This is a genomic window from Rhizobacter sp. (genome assembly GCA_021153565.1).
Classification (GTDB): Bacteria; Pseudomonadota; Gammaproteobacteria; order Burkholderiales; family Burkholderiaceae_C; genus Albitalea.
In genome coordinates this window covers 1-20,772 of the sequence record JAJKJU010000034.1, presented here as the reverse complement: position 1 = coordinate 20,772, position 20,772 = coordinate 1, and the positions used below count along the sequence as shown (strand labels likewise).

The following is a 20,772-nucleotide window of genomic DNA, read 5'->3' as shown; positions in this document are numbered from 1 at the left end:
CACGCCAAAAGACCCCTGCTCGTCGTTACAAATGCTCGCCATAGCCCGGGCTATGGCTGCGCTTTGCGCCTAGATCAGGCGCCTTTTGACGTGCTGCTCGGGCACGCTCAAAAAACTCTCAGCCTCTGACCATGTGGTTCACCCGCGTATCGATTTCCAACCCCGTCATGGCCACGATGGTCATGCTGGCCTTGGTCGTGCTGGGACTCTTCAGCTACCAGCGTCTTTCAGTCGATCAATTTCCGAATGTCGACTTTCCGACAGTGGTCGTCGCCATGGACTATCCCGGCGCATCGCCAGAGATCGTCGAGAGCGAAGTCACCAAGAAGGTCGAGGAAGCGGTCAACACGGTGGCCGGCATCAACTCGCTGTACTCGCGCTCGTATGAAGGAAGCTCCGTCGTCATCGTCGAGTTCAACCTCGATGTGGACGGACGCAAGGCCGCCGACGACGTGCGCGAAAAGGTCGGGCTGATCCGCCCCAACCTGCGAGACGAAGTAAAAGAGCCGCGTATCTCGCGCTTCGACCCGGCAAGCACGCCGATCTTCAATGTGGCCGTGTTGTCCAGCGACGGCAAGAAGTCGCCGCAGGAACTCACGACCTGGGCAACACAAGTGCTGCAAAAGCGGCTCGAAAACGTCCGCGGCGTCGGCGCAGTGAGCGTGGTGGGAGGCGTCTCGCGCCAGGTCAACCTCTACGTGAAGCCCGCAGCACTGGAGGCGCTCGGCATCGGCGTCGATCAGGTCGTGGCTGCCGTGAAGAGCGAGAACCAGGAACTGCCCATGGGAGCGATCCGCTCTCGCGAGCAGGAAACCGTGGTTCAGATCAATGCCCGCCTCAAGCGCCCCGAAGACTTCCGCGAGATCGTGGTCGCTCGCCGCAACGGCACGCCCATCAAGCTATGGCAGGTGGCCGACGTGGTCGACGGCCCGCAAGAGCTCGAGAGCCTTGCGCTCTACAACGGCCAGCGCACGGTTCTGCTGTCGGTACAGAAGTCGCAGGGCGAGAACACCATCGCGGTGGTCGACGGCTTGCAGAAGGCGCTGGCCGACGCGACGGCGCTGACTCCTTCGGGCGTCCAGGTCGAAGTCAACCGCGACAACTCGCGCTCGATCCGCGTGTCGGTGGCCAACGTGAAGCGCACCCTGTTTGAAGGCGCCGCGCTCACGGTGCTCATCGTTTTTCTGTTCCTGAATTCCTGGCGCTCGACCGTCATCACCGGGCTCACTTTGCCCATCGCGCTGATCGGCACCTTCCTCTTCATGTATGCCTTCGGCTTCACGATCAACGGCATCACGATGATGGCGCTGAGTCTGTGCGTGGGCCTGCTCATTGACGACGCCATCGTCGTGCGGGAAAACATCGTGCGGCACGTGCAGATGGGCAAGAGCGCGCACGATGCGGCGCTCGCAGGAACGAACGAAATCGGACTGGCAGTGCTGGCCACCACGCTGTCCATCGTCGCGGTGTTCCTGCCCATCGGCTTCATGGGCGGCATCGTCGGCAAGTTCTTCCACGAGTTCGGCATCACCATCGTGGCCGCCGTGCTCATCTCGATGTTCGTGAGCTTCACGCTCGACCCGATGCTCTCCAGCGCCTGGCACGACCCGCAGGCGCACGGCGGGGCGCGCGGCGAGCCGGTGACGCTCTACGACAAGACCGTTGGCCGCGTGACGCATCTCTTCGACCGCCTGACCGAATGGCTGTCGGACGCCTACCAGACGATCCTGCGCTGGTCGTTGTCGCACAAGCTGGCGACACTCTCCATCGCCTTCGCCACCTTCATCGGCAGCTTCTTCATCATCCCGTTGCTGGGCGCGGAATTCGTTCCCAAGGCCGACTTCTCCGAGACGCAGATCAACTTCTACACGCCCGTGGGCTCGTCGCTCGAAGTGACGGAAGCACGTGCCAAGCAGATCGACGCCATCTTGCGCGCCATGCCCGAAGTACGACACACCGTGACGACCATCAACGCCGGCACCACGCTCGGCAAGATCTACGGTTCAACCTATGTTCGGTTCGTCGATCGCAAGGATCGCCAGCGCAGCGTCAACCAGATGACGATCCCGTTGCGCGAGCAGTTGTCGCGCATTCCGGGCATCACGGTCACCAACATCGGGCAGACCGACCTGGGAGGCGGCAAGAGCCTCCAGTTTTCAATCCAGGGCACTGACCTGGTGGAGCTCGGGCGACTGTCGAACGCCGTCCTCTCAAAACTGCGCGACATCCCTGGCCTTGTCGATCTTGACAGCAGCCTCAAGCCGGACAAGCCCACCGTATCCATCGAAATGAAGCGCGATGCCGCGTCCGACGCCGGGCTGAACGTGAACGCTATCGCTGGCACGCTGCGTACCTTGGTGGCGGGCACGACGGTCGGCAACTGGCGAGCCCCCGACGGCGAGAACTACGACGTCAATGTGCGCCTCACCCCGGATAGCCGCGACTCGCTGGCCAATCTGCAGCGCCTGCCCCTGAACGTGGCCGCCGCTGTAGACGGTTCACCCCGAGTGGTTCGCTTGTCGCAGGTGGCCGATGTGACGCCGTCCACCGGCCCCAACCAGATCAACCGCCGCGACCTGAGCCGCGAGATCAACATCGACGCCAACGCCTTCGGCCGCAGTGCGGGCGATGTGTCGGCCGATATCCGCAAGGTGCTCGACAGCGTGGCGTGGCCACCCGGCTACCGCTACAGCTTCGGCGGCTCGACCAAGAACATGACCGAGTCCTTCCAGTACGCAGTGGGTGCGCTCGCGCTGGCCGTGGTTTTTATCTACATGATTCTCGCGAGCCAGTTCAGGAGCTTCATACAGCCGCTGGCGCTAATGAGCTCGCTGCCGCTCACGCTCATCGGCGTGGTGCTCGCGCTGCTTGTCTTCGGCTCGACACTGAACATGTTCAGCATCATCGGCATCGTGATGCTGATGGGTCTCGTGACCAAGAACGCGATTTTGCTGATCGACTTCGCCATTCGTTCGCGCGACGGCGAGAACGCACAGGCGCCCATGGAGCGCGAAGCCGCGCTGCTGCATGCCGCCCGCGTGCGCCTGCGCCCCATTCTCATGACGACGCTCGCCATGGCCGCTCGCCTTCGCCTTGTCCGAAGGATCGGAGCAGCGCGCGCCCATGGGGCAATCGGTGATCGGCGGTGTCATCACCTCGTCGTTGCTCACGCTCGTGGTCGTTCCGGTGGTCTATTGCTACCTCGACGACCTGTCTGCCTGGGCCAAGCGCAAATGGCACGGAAAGCGTGCCGTACCGGGTCAACCAGCTGCTCAGCCGGTGGCGAAATAAAATGGCAGGCTTTGCAATTCACTCCCCGAGGACCCCTGCCATGAACATCGAACAAGCCCGCTTCAACATGATCGAGCAGCAGATTCGCCCCTGGGACGTGCTGGATCAAGGCGTGTTGTCGCTCCTGGCCGTGGTCAAGCGCGAAGACTTCGTGCCCATCGCGTACAAGGCGTTGGCTTTCGTGGACACCGAGGTGCCCCTGCCGCATGGCCAGAGCATGCTGGCGCCCAAGGTCGAGGCCCGCCTGCTGCAAGAGCTCGAAGTCCACAAGCACGAACACGTATTGGAGGTCGGCACGGGCAGTGGATTCATGGCCGCCCTGCTCGGCCACAAGGCGCAGCAGGTCATCTCGCTCGAACTGAACGCCGATCTCGCCGACATGGCCGTCGCCAACCTTCGCCGAGCCGGCCTGATGAACGTCAGCGTGCACAACACCGACGGCTCGCGCGGCTTGCCCGACGAAAGCCCCTTCGACGTGATCCTGCTGTCGGGATCGGTGCCCGAAGTGCCGCCCAGCCTTCTCGCGCAGTTGAAGATCGGTGGCCGCCTTGCCACCATCGTCGGGCAGCAGCCCGTCATGCGAGCCATGCTTTTCACCCGCAGCAGTGAACACGATTTCGCAAGCGTTGCGCTTTTCGACACCGTGGCTCCTCGCCTCACGGGCTTTCCCGAACCCACTCGCTTCAAGTTCTGATGAAACAACTCGCCGTTCAGCAACTCGACACACACTGCTCTACATCGCAAGCTCTGCTGCTGGACGTTCGCGAGCCTTGGGAAGTCGAACTTGCCTCGATCTCGCTGCCTGGCGTGGCGGCGAAACACATCCCGATGGGCAGTATTCCGGATCGACTCGATGACCTGGAGCCGTCGCAGTCCATCGTCTGTATTTGTCATCACGGGGTACGAAGCCTGCAAGTCGTCGCATTTCTGGAGCGTCATGGATTCGAGTCGGTCTATAACCTCGCCGGCGGCATCGACGCATGGTCCGTCGAGGTCGATCCGACCGTGCCGCGTTACTAAGCAAGAACATCAAGGAAGCCACCTACCATGCCCGTTCAGAGCCACCCCTTTCAAGGTCTTGTATTGGCTCCTCTCCCCTCTGGGGAGAGGTTGGGTGAGGGGCTGCGGTGATGGCAATCCATGGCTTTATTCACCGCCCACGGCCCTCACCCCAGCCCTCTCCCAGAGGGAGAGGGAGCGAAGACCTTGAAAGGGGTGCCGTTCAGAGCCCAAGCTCCGCTGCGAATCACCCCACCAGCCGCTTCACCCGATTGGCGCCGCTCGCGCTGGGCATCGTGCTCGCTTTCGGCGCGGCAAGCGCGGCCCGCGCGCAGAGCCTGAACGAACTCTATGAGGCGGCACGAGCGTTCGATGCGTCGTACCTGGCCGCCCGCGCGTTGGCTGATTCCGCTGTGTACAAGGCGGAGCAGGCCCATGGTCTTCGCCGACCCAATGTCAGCTTGAACGCTTCGGTCAATCGCACCGGCAGCGACCTTCCCGGCAGCGACACGACAAACAAGAGCAGCACCGCGGGCATCGCCGGCTTGCAGACGCTTTTCAACCGTGCGAACGACGCGATCATTGCGCAGGCCGACAAGGGCATTGAAGGCGCCAAGGCTGATGTCGAAGCGGCCGAACAGGACTTGATCGTTCGTGTCGCGCAGGCGTATTTCGACGTGCTGGCTTCCCAGGACGCACTGACCACCGCGACGGCGAGCAAGGTCGCCATTGCGGAACAACTCGCCTCGGCCAAGCGCAACTTCGAGGTCGGAACTGCAACCATCACTGACACCCGCGAGGCACAGGCCCGCTATGACCTCGCTACTGCCACCGAACTCTTCGCGCAAAACGACCTGCTGACCAAGCGGATCGCGCTCGACACGCTGGTCGGCCGCACCGGCGTGATGCCACACCCGCTGGCCGGACCCGTCACCCTCGCTCCGCTGCTGCCCGGCACGGTCGACGAGTGGGTCGGGCCGAGCGATCAAGCTCCCAACGTTCGCAAGTTCCGCCTCGCCTACGACGTCGCCAAGCTGGAAACCGACAAGGCGCGCGCCGGCAATCTGCCCACCGTCGAACTGGCAGGAAGCTATGGAAAAGGCCACGGAAACACCACGGGCACGACACTCTCGGCTCTCGGCCCGACGCCCATCGATTCGTCCGGCCCGACCACCCAGTCGAACATCGGCGTGACCTTGAAGCTGCCCTTGTATACGGGCGGTGCGGTCCAGAACCGCGTGAAGGAGACGCTGCTGCTTGAAGACCAGTCGCGCAACAACCTCGAAGCGGCGCGCCGCGCGGCAGCACAAAGCACGCGTCAGGCCTATTTCAGCCTGGAGTCGTTGCAGGCGCAGGTGAAAGCCCTGGAAGCAGCAGAGTCGTCGAGCTTGTTGGCGCTGGAGGCGACGCAGCTCGGCTACAAGGTCGGCGTGCGGGTGAACCTGGACGTATTGAATGCGCAGACCCAGCTTTACACGACGCGACGCGATCTCGCGAAGGCGCGCTATGACGTGCTGGTCAATAGCCTGAAGCTGCGCCAGGCCGCGGGGACCTTGACCTCGGAAGATGTGCTGAAAGTCAATCAGCTTTTGGCAAAGTGATGCGTTCGTTGCCCGGTATATCCGGGCAACGACGTCCTCCTGCAAGGCTTTACGACAGCAAGACCGAATCCGATGCGCCAGACAGCGTGCGCCCGTCCTCACGGGACGCGTGACCTCGAGCAACCCGCCACTGCAGGTCTCGAAGGTCATCGACGTGGTGAACTGGCGCAACATCGGACCAGCATAAGGCACGGGGATGCCGGCCGATACCGGGCATCCGCCCCAGGTTACGCCCCGACCTTGCGGCGGGGCCAGTCGGTCACGCCCGCCCTCGGGGACTGATTCGAGTTCCTCGTCATCGACGGACGGGCCGTCAGGTGACGCGACGTGATCCATCTGGCGTCGGCCATTCCTTCAGTTGCTGGATGAGAGCAACCTGATTGCGCAGCCTAGTAAGGCATTGAACCAATTCATATGCTTTGGTCATGGAATGCGACGCGACGTGACCGCAACGAACGACAAAGGAATAGAGAAAGCTCGTTACAAGGCATCCCTGAACCCCAGGGCGATTGCACGAAGAAATGACCAAATATCTGGTATAGGAAACCCCTCGAAATCGAGGCGAAACGTGGACTTGCTGTTGCTCTTGCTGGACTTTTCTCGCTTGAGCATCTGTCCGCCTTATCTGTGGCCGCCACGCAATGCAACCAGAAGTAGTAAGTTCATGTAACGAATGCGGCTGTTTTCTTGTCTTTTGACCTCCATTTGCTTTTCTAGAGGTCAATCTCGAGACATTCCGTTACCACGCGTTCACGCGTTTCCTTCATGCAATCGCCCTGCTGGCGACAGGTGGCCCCTCAGTCTTCAACTTGGAGGAAGTTGCAGAAAAGCTAGATGCCTCACTACGCGAGCGACGCCATGGCCGGCAAGGAATAAAGGGTCGAGGTTCGCTACACCGGCTGCGACGATCTGGCCTATTGCTCGGGTAATAAGCCAAGCAAATTCGTGGATTCCAATATCGTGGCGGCCTCGTACGATACGAACTTTGCGTGCGGGCAATGCGCAGAAATCCACGAGCGGATCCGTGCCTCACTGGCCTTAGGTGCTGATATGGCTACAACATTTTCTAACGGAACGATCGGCCCGACCGTGACTTCCTCCTCCGAGGATTCTGTATACGACCGTTTTATGTTGCGGGCGTCATTGTATTTCCGCTGTTTCTCTTCGCTGATTCCGAATGTGACTGGCGTTTCATTGAACCAGCGCCGCATGGTGTAGCTTGCCGAGCTCAAACCCTCTCGGCTTGTAAATATATCTCCCAGCCCGCTCGCGCCTCCACCGACCGAGGTTTTCCCGTCGCCACTGATGTGGCTTGTGTATTCTCCTGTCACGACCTTATCGCCGCTTTGTATTGCCAGAGATGCGGACCAGATAGCCTGGTTTTTGGCAAAATTCGCAATGGCGGCCGAGCCTGTGCCGTGGACAAACAGTTTCTCTTTTTCAATAAAACCTTCATTGACGAGCTGCCGGGCCTCGTCGACTACCTGCATATCTACCAAAGCCGCTGGAAACTTCACCCAGTTTCTCTGACCGTTGTAGACGGGCTTTACCTCACCGCTGGTGAATCGCACCATGGGTGGCAGGTGTTGTCGACAAAAATCTTCTATTTGATCAATAAGACGCGACTGCGACTTTTTATTTGCCTGTGGGCAAAAATGTGCAATGAACGAGTCAAAATCACGTGCATTCAGAATCCATTCCGGGGATTGATTGTCTTGGCTTTGCATATATAGATTGTAAAGATTGTCCATCAATGCCATATATTCACCAGTTGAAGACGAAGTGCCGGTCGCGTTTTTTTCGCAGAAGGATTTCATCTCATTCTGAATGTGTTCCTCCAGAGCTATGACAGGCACGCCGCACTCATCGGCGATTTTTTCGATTGACTTGGGTTGCGCAATCGGCCGCACGTCCGGCACAGAACTCAGAGGTTTCGCAAGAGCTTCGGCCCGGGCCGTATCGCGTGTATCGGGTGTTTCCAAAAGACTGATCCGCGACTGCGAGAGTTCTGTAGCAGATCCGGAACGCTTTTTGAAGACGCCTTGGAAGCAGGACAACAAGCAGGAGGGCTGTCCATTCGAAATGCTGGTCGATGACTCCTGCAACGACGGGCCTTTCGAAGCGCTTCGGCGCGCCAGACCCAGCGGCGTGAGCGTCGTCGCAGTGGCGGACCCAGCTTGTCGCTGTGGACTGCTTTGTTCCAGGTGACTGGGGGAACCGGATACGCTGGGAAATCGACGAAACATCTGAGGCACTCTTGCTGTGGGTGGAGGGACTCGCCAAGGCTGATGGATTGACCTTGGCCGAGCCGGAGAGATGGCTGAGCACAGCCAAGGGCGTATCTTTGCCATCGACCGGTATCGCGCGACGGACGAAGACGAAGCGGCGTTTGTTCAAGCGAAGCGAAGGAGAGCGATCGAAAGTCTGGGGGAAAGTCTTGCCATCACGCCCAGCATTGACTGCAGCCGCGTGATGGCCCCGGCCGTGCGGCCGTGCCACAGGCGCCACTTCGCGGTGTGGTGCTGGGACATGATCTATTTGCCAGCCACGGTGGCCGGGCGCTGGTTCCACCTGTACCTGATCCTGGACTTGTACAGCCGCAAGATCGTGGGCGGGGAGGTGCACGACAGCGACGACTCTCACCACGCGGCTCACCTGGTCAAGCGCACGGCGCTGGCCGAGGGCATTGCGGCGCTGGAAACCAAGCCGGTGCTGCACGGCGACAAGGGCTCCACGCTCAAGGCCACGACGGTGCTAACGATGCTTTGGCACTGGGCTTCGCGCCCGGTGGGGCATCGTCATCCCTGGATTTCGGTCTGACCTTCGGAAAGCCAAAACCATCTTGTTCTTCCAAATCCAATGAAGCGTGCGGCTTGGTATCTCGCCTCCGGCTACAAAGACACCAATTCGGCAATCGCCTCAGCCATCCGCCCCGCAGCGCCGCGATGCTCCGTCGCGAATTCGATGGCCTTGGCTGAGGTCTCGGAGAGTTGAGCGGCATTTCCAAGCATGGCCAGCGCGGCACTCATGCCCTCGTCGACATCCTTCACCCGAATCGCCGCTCCCCCCGCTTGCGCCAGTGCTGCTGCTTCAGCGAAGTTGAAGGTGTGCGGCCCCATCACCACCGGGCATCCGCACGCAGCGGCTTCAATCAGATTCTGTCCGCCCAATGGCGCGAAGCTGCCACCGAGCAGGGCCACGTCGCCGAGGCCGTAGTACAGAGACATCTCGCGCATCGAATCGCCGAGCCACACATCGGCCGACAATGCCTCTTCCGACGGCTCATCGGCCCAACTGCTTCGACGTGCAACACGAAGTCCGGCCGATCGAAGCAAACCCGCGACCTCGTCGAATCGCTGCGGATGCCGCGGCACGACAACGAGCAAGGGCTTGGTTGCTACACCCTGCATGTGGCTGGCCCACGCCGCAAGCAACATGCTCTCCTCGCCCTCCCGCGTGATCGCGGCGAGCAGCACTGGACGATTCACCGCCGCACGCCACGCCTTGCCACGGGCAACGAGCAGTTCGTCGGGCGCCATGTCGAACTTGAGATTGCCGCTGACGACGACCTCCTTCGCGCCCGCCTGCCGCAAACGTTCGGCATCGGCTCGTGTCTGCGCAAGCACCATCGCCAGCGTCTCGACGGCCGGATGCAGCACCGCCGACAAGCGCTCACCTTGCCGCTGGCTCTTCAAACTCAAGCGCGCGTTGGCAAGCACCATGCGCACGCCGTGCCGCGCCGCACCGTGCAGCAGATTTGGCCAGATCTCGGTTTCCATGAGTACCCCGACAGCAGGCGCGAACTGCTTGAAAAAGCGCTCGACCACGCCCGGCGTGTCGTAGGGCAGCCATGCCTGTCGGTCGCCATCGCGCAGCAATGCCTCACCGGCTTCACGGCCCGTTGCCGTACTGTGGGTGAGCAAGAGGCGCATGTCCGGCATGCGCTCGCGCAATGCCTCGATCAACGCGGCGGCTGCACGCGTCTCGCCGAGGGACACGGCATGCACCCAGACCCACCCCTGCGAGCGCTCTCCGTGATAGCTTCCCAGTCGCTCCAGAATGGCATGCCGGTACAAGGGCTCCGCGCGACCGCGCCACCACAGGCGCAACACATAGACCGGCTTCAGCAGACGCAGCATGGCCGAGTAGGCGACCCGAGCCAACCGTTGCCGCCATGCCGCGGTCATCGCTGCTCGGCCTGCTGAAACTTCGCCCACACTTGCTGCCACTTCTCCCACACAGTCTCGACGCCGGGCGTAGGTTGCCCTTCGACCGACACCTGATGGTCATGCCCGTGCGCAACTTGCGGCCCCGTGCGCCACGACGTGGGGAAGTTGTAGATCTGCACGTGCGGCAGGTCTAGCGCCACGGCGATGTGGCTCAAGCCGCTATCGACGCCAATCACGCCATGCGTCGCGCCCATGCGGTCGGTGAGCGAATCGAGATCCATCGCGGGCCACACCTCGCACGCAGGGCCGATGGCCGCGCAGATCTCATCGGCACGCGCTTTCTCGGTCGCGCCTGCGTGTGGCAGAGCGATGCGCCAGCCCATGGCTGCCATGCGCCGGCCGATTTCGATCCAGCTCTCTTGCGGCCACAACTTGTCGTCGCGCGAGGTGCCGTGCACGAAGACCACCGTGCGATCGGTGGCTTCGAACTGCTGCGAACGCAGGCCGAACAATGGCGGCCCCATCAGTTCATAGCCCAGCGCACGCGACGCGAGCGCCCGCGCCCGGTCGAGCGCGTGAATGCGCGGCTCGATCTGGATCGGATGATCCACCAGCCAGCGCGCCGGCCACTCGTGGCTCGCGCCATCGGTCTGGTTGGCTAGGCCGAAACGCGTGCCACGGGCGATGCGTGCCACCAGTGCCGATTTGGTAAGCCCTTGGAAGTCGATGATCGCGTCGTAGCGCTCGCCGCGAAGCGCGTCGCGAAACTGACCCCATTCGTGCCGCACCCCGCTCGTCCACCAGCCCTTTCGCCAGCGGCGAATGGCGCATTCGATGCTGCTGTGAATGCCCGACACACGGCGCACCAGAGGCGCGAACCCGGGCTCGACGACCCAATCGATGAGCGCGTCAGGATAGGCTGCGTGGATGTCGTGCACGACAGGCATGGTGTGCACCACGTCGCCGAGCGAAGACAGCTTGACCACCAAGACGCGCATGCGTCACCCGCCCGCTGATCTCACCCTCTCCCTCTGGGCGAGGGCTGGGGTGAAGGCCATGCGGAAAATGAAATCACTCAATGTGCCGCCGCCGCGATCTTCGCGTCCGGTTTCACCGCTCGCAGCGCCTCCATGAACTCGTGCTCGATGCGATGCAGCGCCTCTTGCGTCTGCCCCTCGAATCGCAGGACCAAGACAGGCGTGGTGTTCGATGAACGAATCAGGCCGAAACCGTCGTCGTATTCGGCACGAAGTCCGTCGATGGTGATGATCTCTTTCGCGCCCGGGAATTTCGCCGTCTCGAGCAGCTTCTGCACGATTTCCCTGGGCTCGCCTTCCTTGCAAGGCACGTTCAATTCCGGCGTGCTGAAACTCGTCGGCAGCGCATTGAGCACCGCGCTCGGGTCCTTGCTGCGCGAGAGGATTTCCAAGAGTCGTGCCGCGGTGTAGGTCGCATCATCGAAGCCATACCACCGCTCGGCGAAGAAGATGTGCCCGCTCATCTCGCCGGCGATCGGTGCACCGGTTTCCTTCAGCTTGGCCTTCACGAGCGAGTGGCCCGTCTTCCACATCAGCGGAACGCCCCCGGCCGCGCGAACCAGCGGTGCGAGACGCTGCGTGCACTTCACGTCATAGATGATGGTCGCGCCCTTGTTGCGCGTCAGGATGTCTTTTGCGAACAGCATCAATTGCCGGTCCGGATAGATGATGTTTCCGTCCTTCGTGACAACGCCTAGACGGTCGCCGTCACCGTCGAAGGCCAAGCCGATCTCGGCGTCCGTCGTCTGCACGGTCCGGATGAGATCGGCGAGGTTCTCGGGCTTGCTCGGATCCGGATGGTGATTGGGAAAATCGCCGTCGACTTCGGAGTAGAGCTCCTGCACGTCGCAACCCAGCGCACGCAGGATGGCCGGCGCCGATGCTCCGGGAATGCCATTGCCCGAATCGACTGCGATCTTCATGCGGCGCTTGAGCTTGCAGTCGCCGACGATGCGCTGCTTGTATTCCTTGAAGATGTCCATGTTCGCGTCGCGACCCTTGGCTTTCGCGTAGTCCTCGGCCTCGATGCGCTGGCGCAGCTTCTGGATGTCATCTCCGTAGATCGCACGGCCGGCCAATACCATCTTGAAGCCGTTGTAGTCCTTGGGGTTGTGACTGCCCGTGACCTGGATGCCGCTGTGGCAGCCATGCTCGCCGCGCGTGGCGGCCACGTAGTACAGCATCGGTGTCGTCACGGCGCCAAGGTCCACCACATCGAGCCCGGTAGACGCCAGGCCGCGCACCAGGGCTGCTGCCAACCCGGGGCCTGACAGGCGACCGTCGCGGCCCACCGCCACTGCCTTCTCGCCTGCTGCGATGGCCTCGGTGCCGAAAGCGCGGCCGAGATGTTCAGCGAAGCGTTCGTCGATGGTGTCACTGACGACGCCTCGAATGTCATAGGCCTTGAAAATCGATGCTGCTACTTTCATTGATCTCACTCCTTGAGCGGGGCATTGTAGGCAGCGAGATGGCGTCCACGGCCACGGCGGCCGGCGCACCGCGCCATATGCCTTCACCTAGCAGGGCGTCGGACACTCTCTTCAGTGTTCGGCAACCCGCGCGCCGCGGTGAACATCGAGATCATTCGCATCTCGTTCGCGTGCGGGCTTTGGCCGCCATGCACGCTGCCATCGTGGCGATGCTCGCATGGAGCGGACACCTTCGTGTTCAGTGAATCCGTGGATCAATGACGGCCTCTGTTGCCCCCATTTGAGGCAGAAGGTGCCTTCCTTTGCCGCGAGGAATCGTCTGTCAAAGCTCAGACTGGTGGTGTATGCCGTTGGAATCGATGCGGCAGCACCACTTCACGTGCGCCCCCAACCCGAAGACTGGTTAGCTTCTACTACACCTGTTGCCACCAGATTGTCCGGCTGGCCGTGTTCGTCCGTGTCGTCCATATATACGTTCACTTCCAGCCCATTTCCAAGAGCGGATGTTCCTGCTCGCCGGATTCCACTCAGTCACATATGAAGAAACCCCTGCTTGGACCAGGTGTGCGAGCAGATCGCTCAACTTCGTGGTACCTGATTCGTCCGTCGGGCGATCTTCGGGGCGCGTGCTGCAGTGGCTTGGGCATCCTCCAATACCGACAGCCAGTTCGCCAGTTTTCGATGCATCGGCACTTTTGCGGCAACAGAACTTAGTTAGAGCCTTAACAAGCGCAGGATCGTTCAGCTGACTACCAGGGATAGCAACTTTCGATCCGGCAAAGACTTCCGCTCGCAAGCCACCGTTCACGAAGATCGACGCAGCCTCGCTATGCGCCAGCTGTTGCCCTAGTCGAGGTCCATTCGCGATGTTCTGAGCCCCCTTTGCGGCAAGTAATCATTGCGGCCACTCAACAATCCACCCCGCCTCCTCAAAGAAGCGTTGCAGCATCTCTCTACTTTCAACCCAACTGTCGAAGCCGTCTTGCATGTCAGGAGCCATAGCCGTGAGAATCAAGAAACCTCCCGTACTAGCTGCGTCGTCAACCACCTTGACATAGCGACCCAGTTCTTGCCCTGCCACTATCTTCCCGACTTTGCCAAGTTCGATGTCCATCGCTCGCTCCTAGTCGAAGAAGGGAATGTGATTGTTCGCGGTCGGCTTGGCCGCACCTGGCGCGTAGGTCTCCAAGTGTCCGTGCGGCACTCCAGGCGCATGGTTGCCCGATAGAGAGTTGCCATCTATTCGGAACTGTCGCGTTCCATCCGCACTACGGAAGACGCCACTCCCAAGCTTGCCAATTTCTTTGTAGCCTGGTCCAAGAAACTTTTCGCCGGACTGCAGAAGTTCGATCACCATCCTTGTGATGATCGACCCTCCCTTCAACGTCGCCTCAAACCGCCCGCTTCAGGCTCATACCTGGTTGGAAATACGGCCCTCGATCAGGCTCGTACCACGTTGGAAAGGGCTCCGGGTTGCTAAATGTCAGGTACTTCGCCTGATCGCCCACGAGCGGCTCCGCTCGGATGGCGTTAATGGAGTCGTTTGGAATGACACCGCTCGGCTCGAAGACCACGCTCTTCACGCCTTCGAAAACTATGAAGCCATCCGGCAAGTCTTCAGCTGTGTAGTAGTCCCACGCCGCCGACCGGACGCGAGAGATGCACGTCGTTTGAACCTTAATTTCAGAGTTCCATCCATCAATCACAACCGACTTGCAGCCGCGATCGCCGACGTAGGTTTTCAAGAATGCGATAAGGTCCATGGTGGTCAATTGATAGACCAATGAGCAGCGGGACTGTTCCACGGGACAACATTCCCGTTCTCGTCGAGTGAAGAACCTTGCCCTCTCATTCCGGGGGCGGTACTAGGCGCATGCCCGTGCCCATGCGGCGTCGGGTTGTTCGCGTGACCCTGCGGGTTCAGCCGCTGATAGTTCGAGCCGTTGGGATGGAGCGTGTGCGTATCGACACCGCCTCTGCCAGCCGCAACCGTTCGGCCGCCAACAGGTTCAATCATTGCGTTACCCCTAGAGTCCACGATGATCCGACCGATCTCGTTTCCAGCCTTGTCTGTGGCGGGGCGTGGTGCTTGCCCATCCCCTTTGCAGCCGTTGGCGCTGCAGGCAACGCCCCATTCGCCAGCAGCGTTGCCGCCCACAACTCGACATTCTCCTTCGAAGGCCCTTCTCCTCCAAGCGCACCCGCACGTAAACGTGATTGAATCATAGCCACGAGCCCCATCGGGGGTTCCTGGCCGAGTTCGGCCTGGATGCTCACCTTTCGGTCGATCAGCTCTTGAATCGCACGGCCCTGCGCCCTCCACCAGGAATTCGGAGCATCGACGGGGTTCTCGCCGAGTGCCAGTCTGTCTTCGTACAGCCGATGGATATGGCGCAGCTCCAGCCGCAATGCGTCGGACCTGGATGCACCATCGACCAAGGCACGTGTTGCCTCCGGCGCAATGAAGTTGTTATAGGACATGGCCCGGAATAAGTCCCCGTTTTGGGGGCGCTGGGCGGGATGCGCGCCGCGATGCAAGGCGCTCCGAGCGCCGTGTGGCGAGCCACGCCCAGTGCCCCCCCCAAAACGGGAAATTGTTTCGGGCCAAATCCTTATGTACACCTGTTCAAATCAAATCGATGCAAATCGAATTCAGAAGCTATAAAAGTTCAGCGGCTGACCATCCTGGGGACGCACCTGCAGGAAGCGATGCACGAGCCGCGCCTGAACGGCCGTGGGCAGCGGCGTGAGGCCGCTCGATCGAATGAGCGAATCGCCGCGCAAGAAAGTCCAATACAGGAACTGCAGTGCATCGCGTGCGCCGGCCGCGGTCTTGGGCTGCGCGTCGACGAGGACATAGGTGGTGACCGAGATCGGCCAGCTCATTGATCCATCCTGGTCAAGCAGCGAGGCCGTCTCGTCGCCCTTCTTGTGGAGGTCCGACTCTTGCACTGCCGACTTGAAGGCCTCGTCCGATGCATGCGCGAACTGGCCCGCCCGATTGCGCACACGCACGGCCGCGAGCTTGTTGCTGATCACGCGGTCGTACGACACGTAGCTGATCGCGCCCTGCGTGTCCTTCAGCGCCTTGACGATGCCGTCGTTGCCCTCGACCGCAAGGACATGGCCAGTCCACTTCACGAGCTGGCCATGACCGATGCCCGAGGCCCACTCCGGGGACACTGCCGAGAGGTACTTGGAAAAGGCTTCGGTCGTGCCTGACTTCTCTGCACGAACCACGCGAACAATGGGTGACGCAGGCAGTGAAAGCTCGGGGTTCAACGCAGCGATGCGCTTGTCGTTCCAATGCGTGACAGCGCCGCGCATGATGTCGGCAAGCACATCGCCCGTGAGCTTGAGCTGGTTCGCGCCCACACCATGAAGGTTGACCACCGGCACGATCCCGCCAACTGCCATCGGAAACTGCACCAGCCTGTACTTCGCGAGATCGGCCGGGCTGAGCGGTGAGTCCGTCGCGCCGAAATCCACCTCGCGCGCGACGATGCGCTGTACGCCGTCGCCGGAACCCGTGGGTAAATAGCTGACCTTGCTACCGTGTTCTTTTTCGTAGCCCGCGGCCCAGGTCCGGTAGACCGCGGAAGGAAAGGTCGCGCCTGCGCCTTTGATCTCGGTGGCATGGATGGCGCCGGGCAAGCCCAGCAGCACGCCGAGCAGTGACATCAAGAATCTCATGAGGAAGTTGGATGCGGAGCTCTTTGTCGGCCCCTATGGATGGAATGCCCGCGAGAGCTGACTCGCGGGCCGCGCAGGATGGTGATTGTCAACCATGACAACAGGACATCGCGGGGCGGTCTTGCGATTGAAGAAAGGTCGCGACGCGCAGGTCGGTCTCGGGTCCATGGGCGGGGCGATTCGCGGGGGCGCTTCCCTGCGGTACAACGGCCTGACACACGCGGACGTTTTGTGAAAGAACAAGATGTCCGAAAACGGCGAGTCCTGTGGGCGGCGTTGTCCATAATCGACTGCATGAACCTCGATGCCGACGCTGCCTACCTCGTCTTGCAAGCCCGCGACGCGCGCTTCGACGGCCGGCTGTTCGTGGGCGTGACGTCCACCGGCATCTACTGCCGCCCGATCTGCCGCGTACGCATCCCCAGGCGTGAAAACTGCCGCTTTTTCTCGACGCCCGCGCAGGCCGAAGCGCAATCGTTTCGCCCCTGCCTCAAGTGCCGCCCTGAAATCGCCCCCGGTCCGGGCCTCGCGTGGAGCGTGATGGACGCGTCTTGCACGCTCGCCCGCCAGGCCGCCGACTGGCTCGATGCACAGTCCGCAAGCGGCGAGGCGCCGACCTTGGCCGACTTGGCCGCACGCCTCGGCGTGAGCGATCGGCACCTGCGCCGCATCTTCCAGGCCGAACATGGCGTGACCCCGGTGCAGTACCTGCAAACTCGCCGGCTGCTCACCGCCAAACAGTTGCTGACCGACACGCGCATGCCGGTGGCCCAGGTGGCGCTGGCAAGCGGCTTCTCAAGCCTGCGGCGATTCAATGCTGCATTTTCCGAGAGCTACCGCATGAGCCCGACCCGTCTGCGTGGCGACACGCCCGATAACCATGCCGCGTCGCCGGTCGAAGCCATCACCGTGTCCTTGGGCTTGCGTGCGCCATACGACGCCGACAGGCTCACGCGATTTCTCGCACAGCGGGCGGTTCCCGGTGTCGAGCATGTCGAAGGGATGCGGATTCGCCGCAGCGTTCGCGCCGGCGTGATCGCCGAAGCCTCGGGCTGGATCGACGTCGAATTCGCACTCGCCACCTCACGCGTGCGTCTTGCGTTCTCGCCTCAGTGGGTCGGCGCGAGCACTCGGGTGATTGCCGCAGTACGCCGCTGGCTCGACCTGGATTCCACACCACAGTCCATCGGTGAAGCACTGGCTGCCCTGCCCGGCTCGGATGGTATGCGCCTGCCCGGCAGCATCGATGCTTTCGAGCTTGCCGTTCGCGCGGTGCTCGGCCAGCAGGTCACGGTGGCCGCCGCTCGAACACTCGCCCGCCGCGTCGTGGAGAACTTCGGCGCACCCATTGCCACACCGTGGGCCGAGCTTGATCGGACCTTCCCCGCGCCAGGCCTCATCGCCACCACACCCGTCGCGCAGATCGCCGAGCTCGGCATCATCCGCACCCGTGCCAATGCCATCGTCGAGATCGCGAAGGCTTGGCCCGAGCTCGAACGACGCATCGCGGACCGGCAGTCGCCCGAAGCCTTGATCGAAGCCCTGTGCGAATTGCCGGGCATCGGCCCCTGGACCGCTCATTACGTGGCCATGCGCGCGATGAGCTGGCCGGATGCGTTCCCACCCAATGACGTCGCCGTGCTGAAGGCGATGAAGCAGTTGTTCAACACCACCTCGCAACGAGAAGCGGATGCCGTTGCGGCCGCTTGGCGGCCCTGGCGCGCCTATGCCGTGCTGCGACTGTGGAACAGCCTGGAGACTCCCGCATCATGAGTTTTGCCACCCGATCCATCCACGCTTCCTGCACGGCCCGGGCCACTTTCGCTTCCCCGCTCGGGGCGATGCTGCTCGCACGAACGGAACATGGCCTCGCAGGCGTGTGGTTCGAAGGACAGAAAGATCACCCGGGCGAACTGTCGGCCCCCGAGGCGCCGGACGACGCTTTGCTGGGTGCCGCCGCCGCACAACTGGCCGATTACTTTGCGGCACGCACGACGCGATTCGATCTGCCGCTGGACCTGCATGGCACACCTTTCCAGCGCAGCGTCTGGCAGGCCCTCCTAGGTATCGCCACGGGGCGCACATGCAGCTATGGCGACATCGCCCGGACGTTGAGTTCGCCCCAAGCCGCGCGGGCGGTCGGAGCGGCGGTCGGAAAGAACCCGGTGTCGGTGATCGTGCCCTGCCACCGCGTGCTCGGAACGAACGGCGCCTTGACTGGATACGCCGGGGGCATGGAGCGCAAGCGCGCTTTGTTGAAGCTCGAAGGAGTGGCGTTGTGAAAGCCACCCCTTTCAAGGTCTTGCATTGGCCCCGACTTCAATCCGATCTGTCCCCTGCACAACAGGAGTTCACGTGAAGTCTTCCGATCTGGCCGAGCTCATCGGCCTGGCAGCACTTTGGGGCGCATCGTTTCTATTCACGCGCATGGGTGCCGCGGAGTTCGGACCCGTGGCTCTCGCCGCGGTGCGGGTGATCGGCGCTACGCTTTTCCTTCTGCCGCTGCTCAGCCTGCGTGGGCAGATGGGCGTGCTGCGGCTGCATTGGCGGCCGATCTTCATCGTCGGCGTGACGAACTCCGCGCTGCCGTTTCTTTGCTTCAGTTATGCAGCCTTGTCGATCACCGCAGGCCTGTCGTCGATCTTCAATGCGGCGACTCCGCTCTTCGGCGCGCTGATCGCGTGGCTGTGGCTCAGGGACAGCCTCACCACGTCGCGCATCATCGGGCTGGCCATCGGCTTCGCCGGAGTGCTGTGGCTGGCGTGGGACAAGGCGAGCTTCAAGCCGGGCGGCACGGGCTGGGCCATCGCAGCCTGTCTTCTCGCGACCCTTTGCTACGGCTCATCCGCCAGCTTCACCAAGAAGCGGCTCACCGGCGTCGCGCCCTTGGCCGTCGCAGCGGGCAGCCAGTTGTCAGCCGCACTCGTGCTCATGCTTCCGGCTGCCGTCTGGTGGCCCGCGGCCTTGCCGTCGCATCACGCCTGGGTTGCAGCCGCCTTGCTCGCGCTGGCCTGCACCGGTGTGGCCTGCGTGATGTATTTCAGGCTCATTGCGCACATTGGCCCGGCGAACGCGATCTCGGTGACGTTTCTCATTCCCGTCTTCGCAGTGCTGTGGGGCTGGATGTTCCTCGATGAAGGAGTGACCATGGCGATGGTCGTGGGCTGCGGGGCGATCCTCGTGGGCACGGCGCTGGCGACCGGCTTGTTGAGGCTGCCGCAGCGGCCGTCGAATCTTGCCGGACGTGAAGGCTGAGAGGCTGAGAGGCTGAGAGTATTTCGAACATGCCCGCTCGTGTTGCTCGGACACGCTCGAAATACTCTCAGCCTCTGACCGCGTCGCATCGGCGCACAATCCTTGCGAAATGCCCAATCACAATGAACCTGCAATCCCACCCGAAACTTCTCATTCGCCTGCCAAGCGACTTGATCTCATCGAAGCAGCAGCTGTTGCGGCGCTTGGGGTCACGCTGCTTGCGATCGTCGCCCTGCATCTTCTGCTGGCCCTGCTCGCGGGCCTGAGCGCGTTCGCACTGCATCGCGCGCTCGAACGTCAGTTGAAGAGGCGGATGCCCGAATCTGCTGCGAAGAACACGTCCTTGGCGCTGCTGGCCTTTCTCCTGGTCCTGCTCGTTGCGCTGGCTTTGGACAGACTCACCGAGTTGACCTTGGCCGCCAGCCCGGACAGCCTCGCCGCCCTGCTTCAACTCATGGCCGATTCGCTGGACAAGCTGAAGACCACCCTGCCGCCATGGCTCGCGGACCACGTGCCGTCTTCACCGGAAGCCTTGAACAGCGTGGCCGCCAAGTGGCTGCGCGAGAACGCGGCCGAGGTGCAGATGTGGGGAAATCACGCGCTGCGCGGACTCATCTATCTGTTGGCCGGTCTCGCGATCGGGCTGTTGGCGAGCTATTCCGGTCGACACGAGCCAGCCGGCAGAGCTGCCTTCATGCGCGCCTGGCGCGACAGGCTCGTGCAACTCGAGAGTGCGTTCGTCGACATCGTCGCTGCACAGTTGCGCATCTCGCTCATCAACACGGCATTCACCGCGGTCTATCTGCTGGGGATCGTGCCCGCCCTTGGCTTTCACCTGCCGTTCTCTGGCACCTTGGTCGCCATCACCTTCGTCGCGGGCCTGATCCCGGTACTCGGCAACCTGGTGTCGAACACGGCCATCGTTCTCACGAGCCTCGTCGTATCGCCATGGCTCGCAATGCTCTCGCTCGCGTTTCTGGTGGGCATACACAAGCTCGAATACTTCTTGAATGCGCACATCGTGGGAACCCGGATTCGTGTGCCAACGTATGAGCTGCTCGCCGCGATGCTGCTGTTGGAAGCGGCCTTTGGATTGGCGGGCGTCGTGGCCGCGCCAATCTACTACGCGTGGTTGACGAGAGAGCTGCGCATCCACGGTGCGATTTGATGAACAGGGCGGGCGCCCAAGCGGCTAAGCCGAACTTTGACGACCACCGAGACCTAAGTGCCCGCCCTGCTTGAACTTTTCGTTCGCAGGGTGTGGGGCTACTGGGTACAAGCCGGGTTTAAGTCGAGT

15 protein-coding genes and 2 pseudogenes are annotated in these 20,772 nt (G+C 62.0%); 9 read left to right on the top strand and 8 right to left on the bottom strand.

What is annotated here, in order from left to right:
* Positions 1 to 131 precede the first annotated feature (131 nt).
* The 4 genes and pseudogenes from AC30NL_RS02555 (at position 132) to AC30NL_RS02540 (ending at position 5,891) form a co-directional block, all read left to right on the top strand.
* A pseudogene (locus tag AC30NL_RS02555) lies at positions 132 to 3,291 on the top strand (efflux RND transporter permease subunit).
* A gap of 40 nt (positions 3,292 to 3,331) precedes the next feature.
* On the top strand, positions 3,332 to 3,985 hold the full coding sequence (locus AC30NL_RS02550; RefSeq protein WP_489462443.1) for a protein-L-isoaspartate O-methyltransferase family protein: 654 nt from the start codon (positions 3,332 to 3,334) through the stop codon (positions 3,983 to 3,985).
* Positions 3,985 to 4,311 carry a rhodanese-like domain-containing protein gene (locus AC30NL_RS02545; RefSeq protein WP_489462442.1) on the top strand — a complete coding sequence of 109 codons (327 nt, stop codon included), beginning with the start codon at positions 3,985 to 3,987 and terminating at the stop codon, positions 4,309 to 4,311. The genes AC30NL_RS02550 and AC30NL_RS02545 overlap by 1 nt, the downstream gene beginning before the upstream one ends.
* Before the next feature lie 251 nt (positions 4,312 to 4,562).
* On the top strand, positions 4,563 to 5,891 hold the full coding sequence (locus AC30NL_RS02540) for a TolC family outer membrane protein (RefSeq protein WP_489462441.1): 1,329 nt from the start codon (positions 4,563 to 4,565) through the stop codon (positions 5,889 to 5,891).
* A gap of 914 nt (positions 5,892 to 6,805) precedes the next feature.
* Here AC30NL_RS02540 and AC30NL_RS02535 read toward each other — a convergent pair.
* Positions 6,806 to 7,873 carry a hypothetical protein gene (locus AC30NL_RS02535; protein ID WP_489462440.1) on the bottom strand — a complete coding sequence of 356 codons (1,068 nt, stop codon included), beginning with the start codon at positions 7,871 to 7,873 and terminating at the stop codon, positions 6,806 to 6,808.
* 532 nt (positions 7,874 to 8,405) lie between these two features.
* On the opposite strand from AC30NL_RS02535, the pseudogene AC30NL_RS02530 reads away from it, so the two are divergent.
* Positions 8,406 to 8,705 (top strand): annotated as a pseudogene (locus tag AC30NL_RS02530) (DDE-type integrase/transposase/recombinase); the annotation flags it as partial.
* 77 nt (positions 8,706 to 8,782) lie between these two features.
* On the opposite strand, the gene AC30NL_RS02525 reads toward AC30NL_RS02530, so the two are convergent.
* From AC30NL_RS02525 to pstS, 7 genes are all read right to left on the bottom strand, one after another.
* A complete protein-coding gene (locus AC30NL_RS02525) occupies positions 8,783 to 10,078 on the bottom strand; it encodes a 3-deoxy-D-manno-octulosonic acid transferase (RefSeq protein WP_489462439.1) in 1,296 nt (431 codons plus the stop codon).
* Positions 10,075 to 11,058, bottom strand: a complete 984-nt coding sequence (gene waaC, locus AC30NL_RS02520; protein WP_489462438.1) for a lipopolysaccharide heptosyltransferase I — start codon at positions 11,056 to 11,058, stop codon at positions 10,075 to 10,077. The genes AC30NL_RS02525 and waaC overlap by 4 nt, the downstream gene beginning before the upstream one ends.
* Positions 11,059 to 11,135: 77 nt before the next feature.
* A complete protein-coding gene (locus AC30NL_RS02515) occupies positions 11,136 to 12,527 on the bottom strand; it encodes a phosphomannomutase/phosphoglucomutase (protein WP_489462437.1) in 1,392 nt (463 codons plus the stop codon).
* Between the two features lie 895 nt (positions 12,528 to 13,422).
* Entirely contained in the window at positions 13,423 to 13,641 is a 219-nt protein-coding gene (locus tag AC30NL_RS02510; RefSeq protein WP_489462436.1) for a hypothetical protein, read from the bottom strand.
* Between the two features lie 277 nt (positions 13,642 to 13,918).
* Positions 13,919 to 14,332 carry a DUF6258 family protein gene (locus AC30NL_RS02505; protein ID WP_489462435.1) on the bottom strand — a complete coding sequence of 138 codons (414 nt, stop codon included), beginning with the start codon at positions 14,330 to 14,332 and terminating at the stop codon, positions 13,919 to 13,921.
* A gap of 208 nt (positions 14,333 to 14,540) precedes the next feature.
* Entirely contained in the window at positions 14,541 to 15,008 is a 468-nt protein-coding gene (locus tag AC30NL_RS02500) for a hypothetical protein (protein WP_489462434.1), read from the bottom strand.
* 171 nt (positions 15,009 to 15,179) lie between these two features.
* Positions 15,180 to 16,220, bottom strand: coding sequence for a phosphate ABC transporter substrate-binding protein PstS (gene pstS, locus AC30NL_RS02495; protein WP_489462433.1), 1,041 nt, complete (start codon positions 16,218 to 16,220; stop codon positions 15,180 to 15,182).
* Between the two features lie 294 nt (positions 16,221 to 16,514).
* Here pstS and AC30NL_RS02490 point away from each other — a divergent pair, with 294 nt between their 5' ends.
* From AC30NL_RS02490 to AC30NL_RS02475, 4 genes are all read left to right on the top strand, one after another.
* On the top strand, positions 16,515 to 17,993 hold the full coding sequence (locus AC30NL_RS02490; RefSeq protein WP_489462432.1) for an Ada metal-binding domain-containing protein: 1,479 nt from the start codon (positions 16,515 to 16,517) through the stop codon (positions 17,991 to 17,993).
* Positions 17,990 to 18,502: a methylated-DNA--[protein]-cysteine S-methyltransferase gene (locus tag AC30NL_RS02485; RefSeq protein ID WP_489462431.1), complete on the top strand. Its 513-nt coding sequence runs from the start codon at positions 17,990 to 17,992 to the stop codon at positions 18,500 to 18,502. The genes AC30NL_RS02490 and AC30NL_RS02485 overlap by 4 nt, the downstream gene beginning before the upstream one ends.
* 73 nt (positions 18,503 to 18,575) lie before the next feature.
* A complete protein-coding gene (locus tag AC30NL_RS02480; RefSeq protein ID WP_489462430.1) occupies positions 18,576 to 19,475 on the top strand; it encodes a DMT family transporter in 900 nt (299 codons plus the stop codon).
* Positions 19,476 to 19,584: 109 nt separating this feature from the next.
* On the top strand, positions 19,585 to 20,643 hold the full coding sequence (locus tag AC30NL_RS02475; protein ID WP_489462429.1) for an AI-2E family transporter: 1,059 nt from the start codon (positions 19,585 to 19,587) through the stop codon (positions 20,641 to 20,643).
* The last annotated feature ends 129 nt before the right edge of the window (positions 20,644 to 20,772 follow it).

What these genes read in the sequence shown, in the direction of transcription:
- AC30NL_RS02550 (WP_489462443.1), top strand. Translation starts at nt 3,332, where the DNA reads ATGAACATCGAACAAGCCCGCTTCAACATGATCGAGCAGCAGATTCGC.
- AC30NL_RS02545 (WP_489462442.1), top strand. Translation starts at nt 3,985, where the DNA reads ATGAAACAACTCGCCGTTCAGCAACTCGACACACACTGCTCTACATCG.
- AC30NL_RS02525 (WP_489462439.1), bottom strand. Translation starts at nt 10,078, where the DNA reads ATGACCGCGGCATGGCGGCAACGGTTGGCTCGGGTCGCCTACTCGGCC.
- waaC (WP_489462438.1), bottom strand. Translation starts at nt 11,058, where the DNA reads ATGCGCGTCTTGGTGGTCAAGCTGTCTTCGCTCGGCGACGTGGTGCAC.
- AC30NL_RS02515 (WP_489462437.1), bottom strand. Translation starts at nt 12,527, where the DNA reads ATGAAAGTAGCAGCATCGATTTTCAAGGCCTATGACATTCGAGGCGTC.
- AC30NL_RS02510 (WP_489462436.1), bottom strand. Translation starts at nt 13,641, where the DNA reads ATGGACATCGAACTTGGCAAAGTCGGGAAGATAGTGGCAGGGCAAGAA.
- AC30NL_RS02500 (WP_489462434.1), bottom strand. Translation starts at nt 15,008, where the DNA reads ATGTCCTATAACAACTTCATTGCGCCGGAGGCAACACGTGCCTTGGTC.
- pstS (WP_489462433.1), bottom strand. Translation starts at nt 16,220, where the DNA reads ATGAGATTCTTGATGTCACTGCTCGGCGTGCTGCTGGGCTTGCCCGGC.
- AC30NL_RS02490 (WP_489462432.1), top strand. Translation starts at nt 16,515, where the DNA reads ATGAACCTCGATGCCGACGCTGCCTACCTCGTCTTGCAAGCCCGCGAC.
- AC30NL_RS02485 (WP_489462431.1), top strand. Translation starts at nt 17,990, where the DNA reads ATGAGTTTTGCCACCCGATCCATCCACGCTTCCTGCACGGCCCGGGCC.
- AC30NL_RS02475 (WP_489462429.1), top strand. Translation starts at nt 19,585, where the DNA reads ATGCCCAATCACAATGAACCTGCAATCCCACCCGAAACTTCTCATTCG.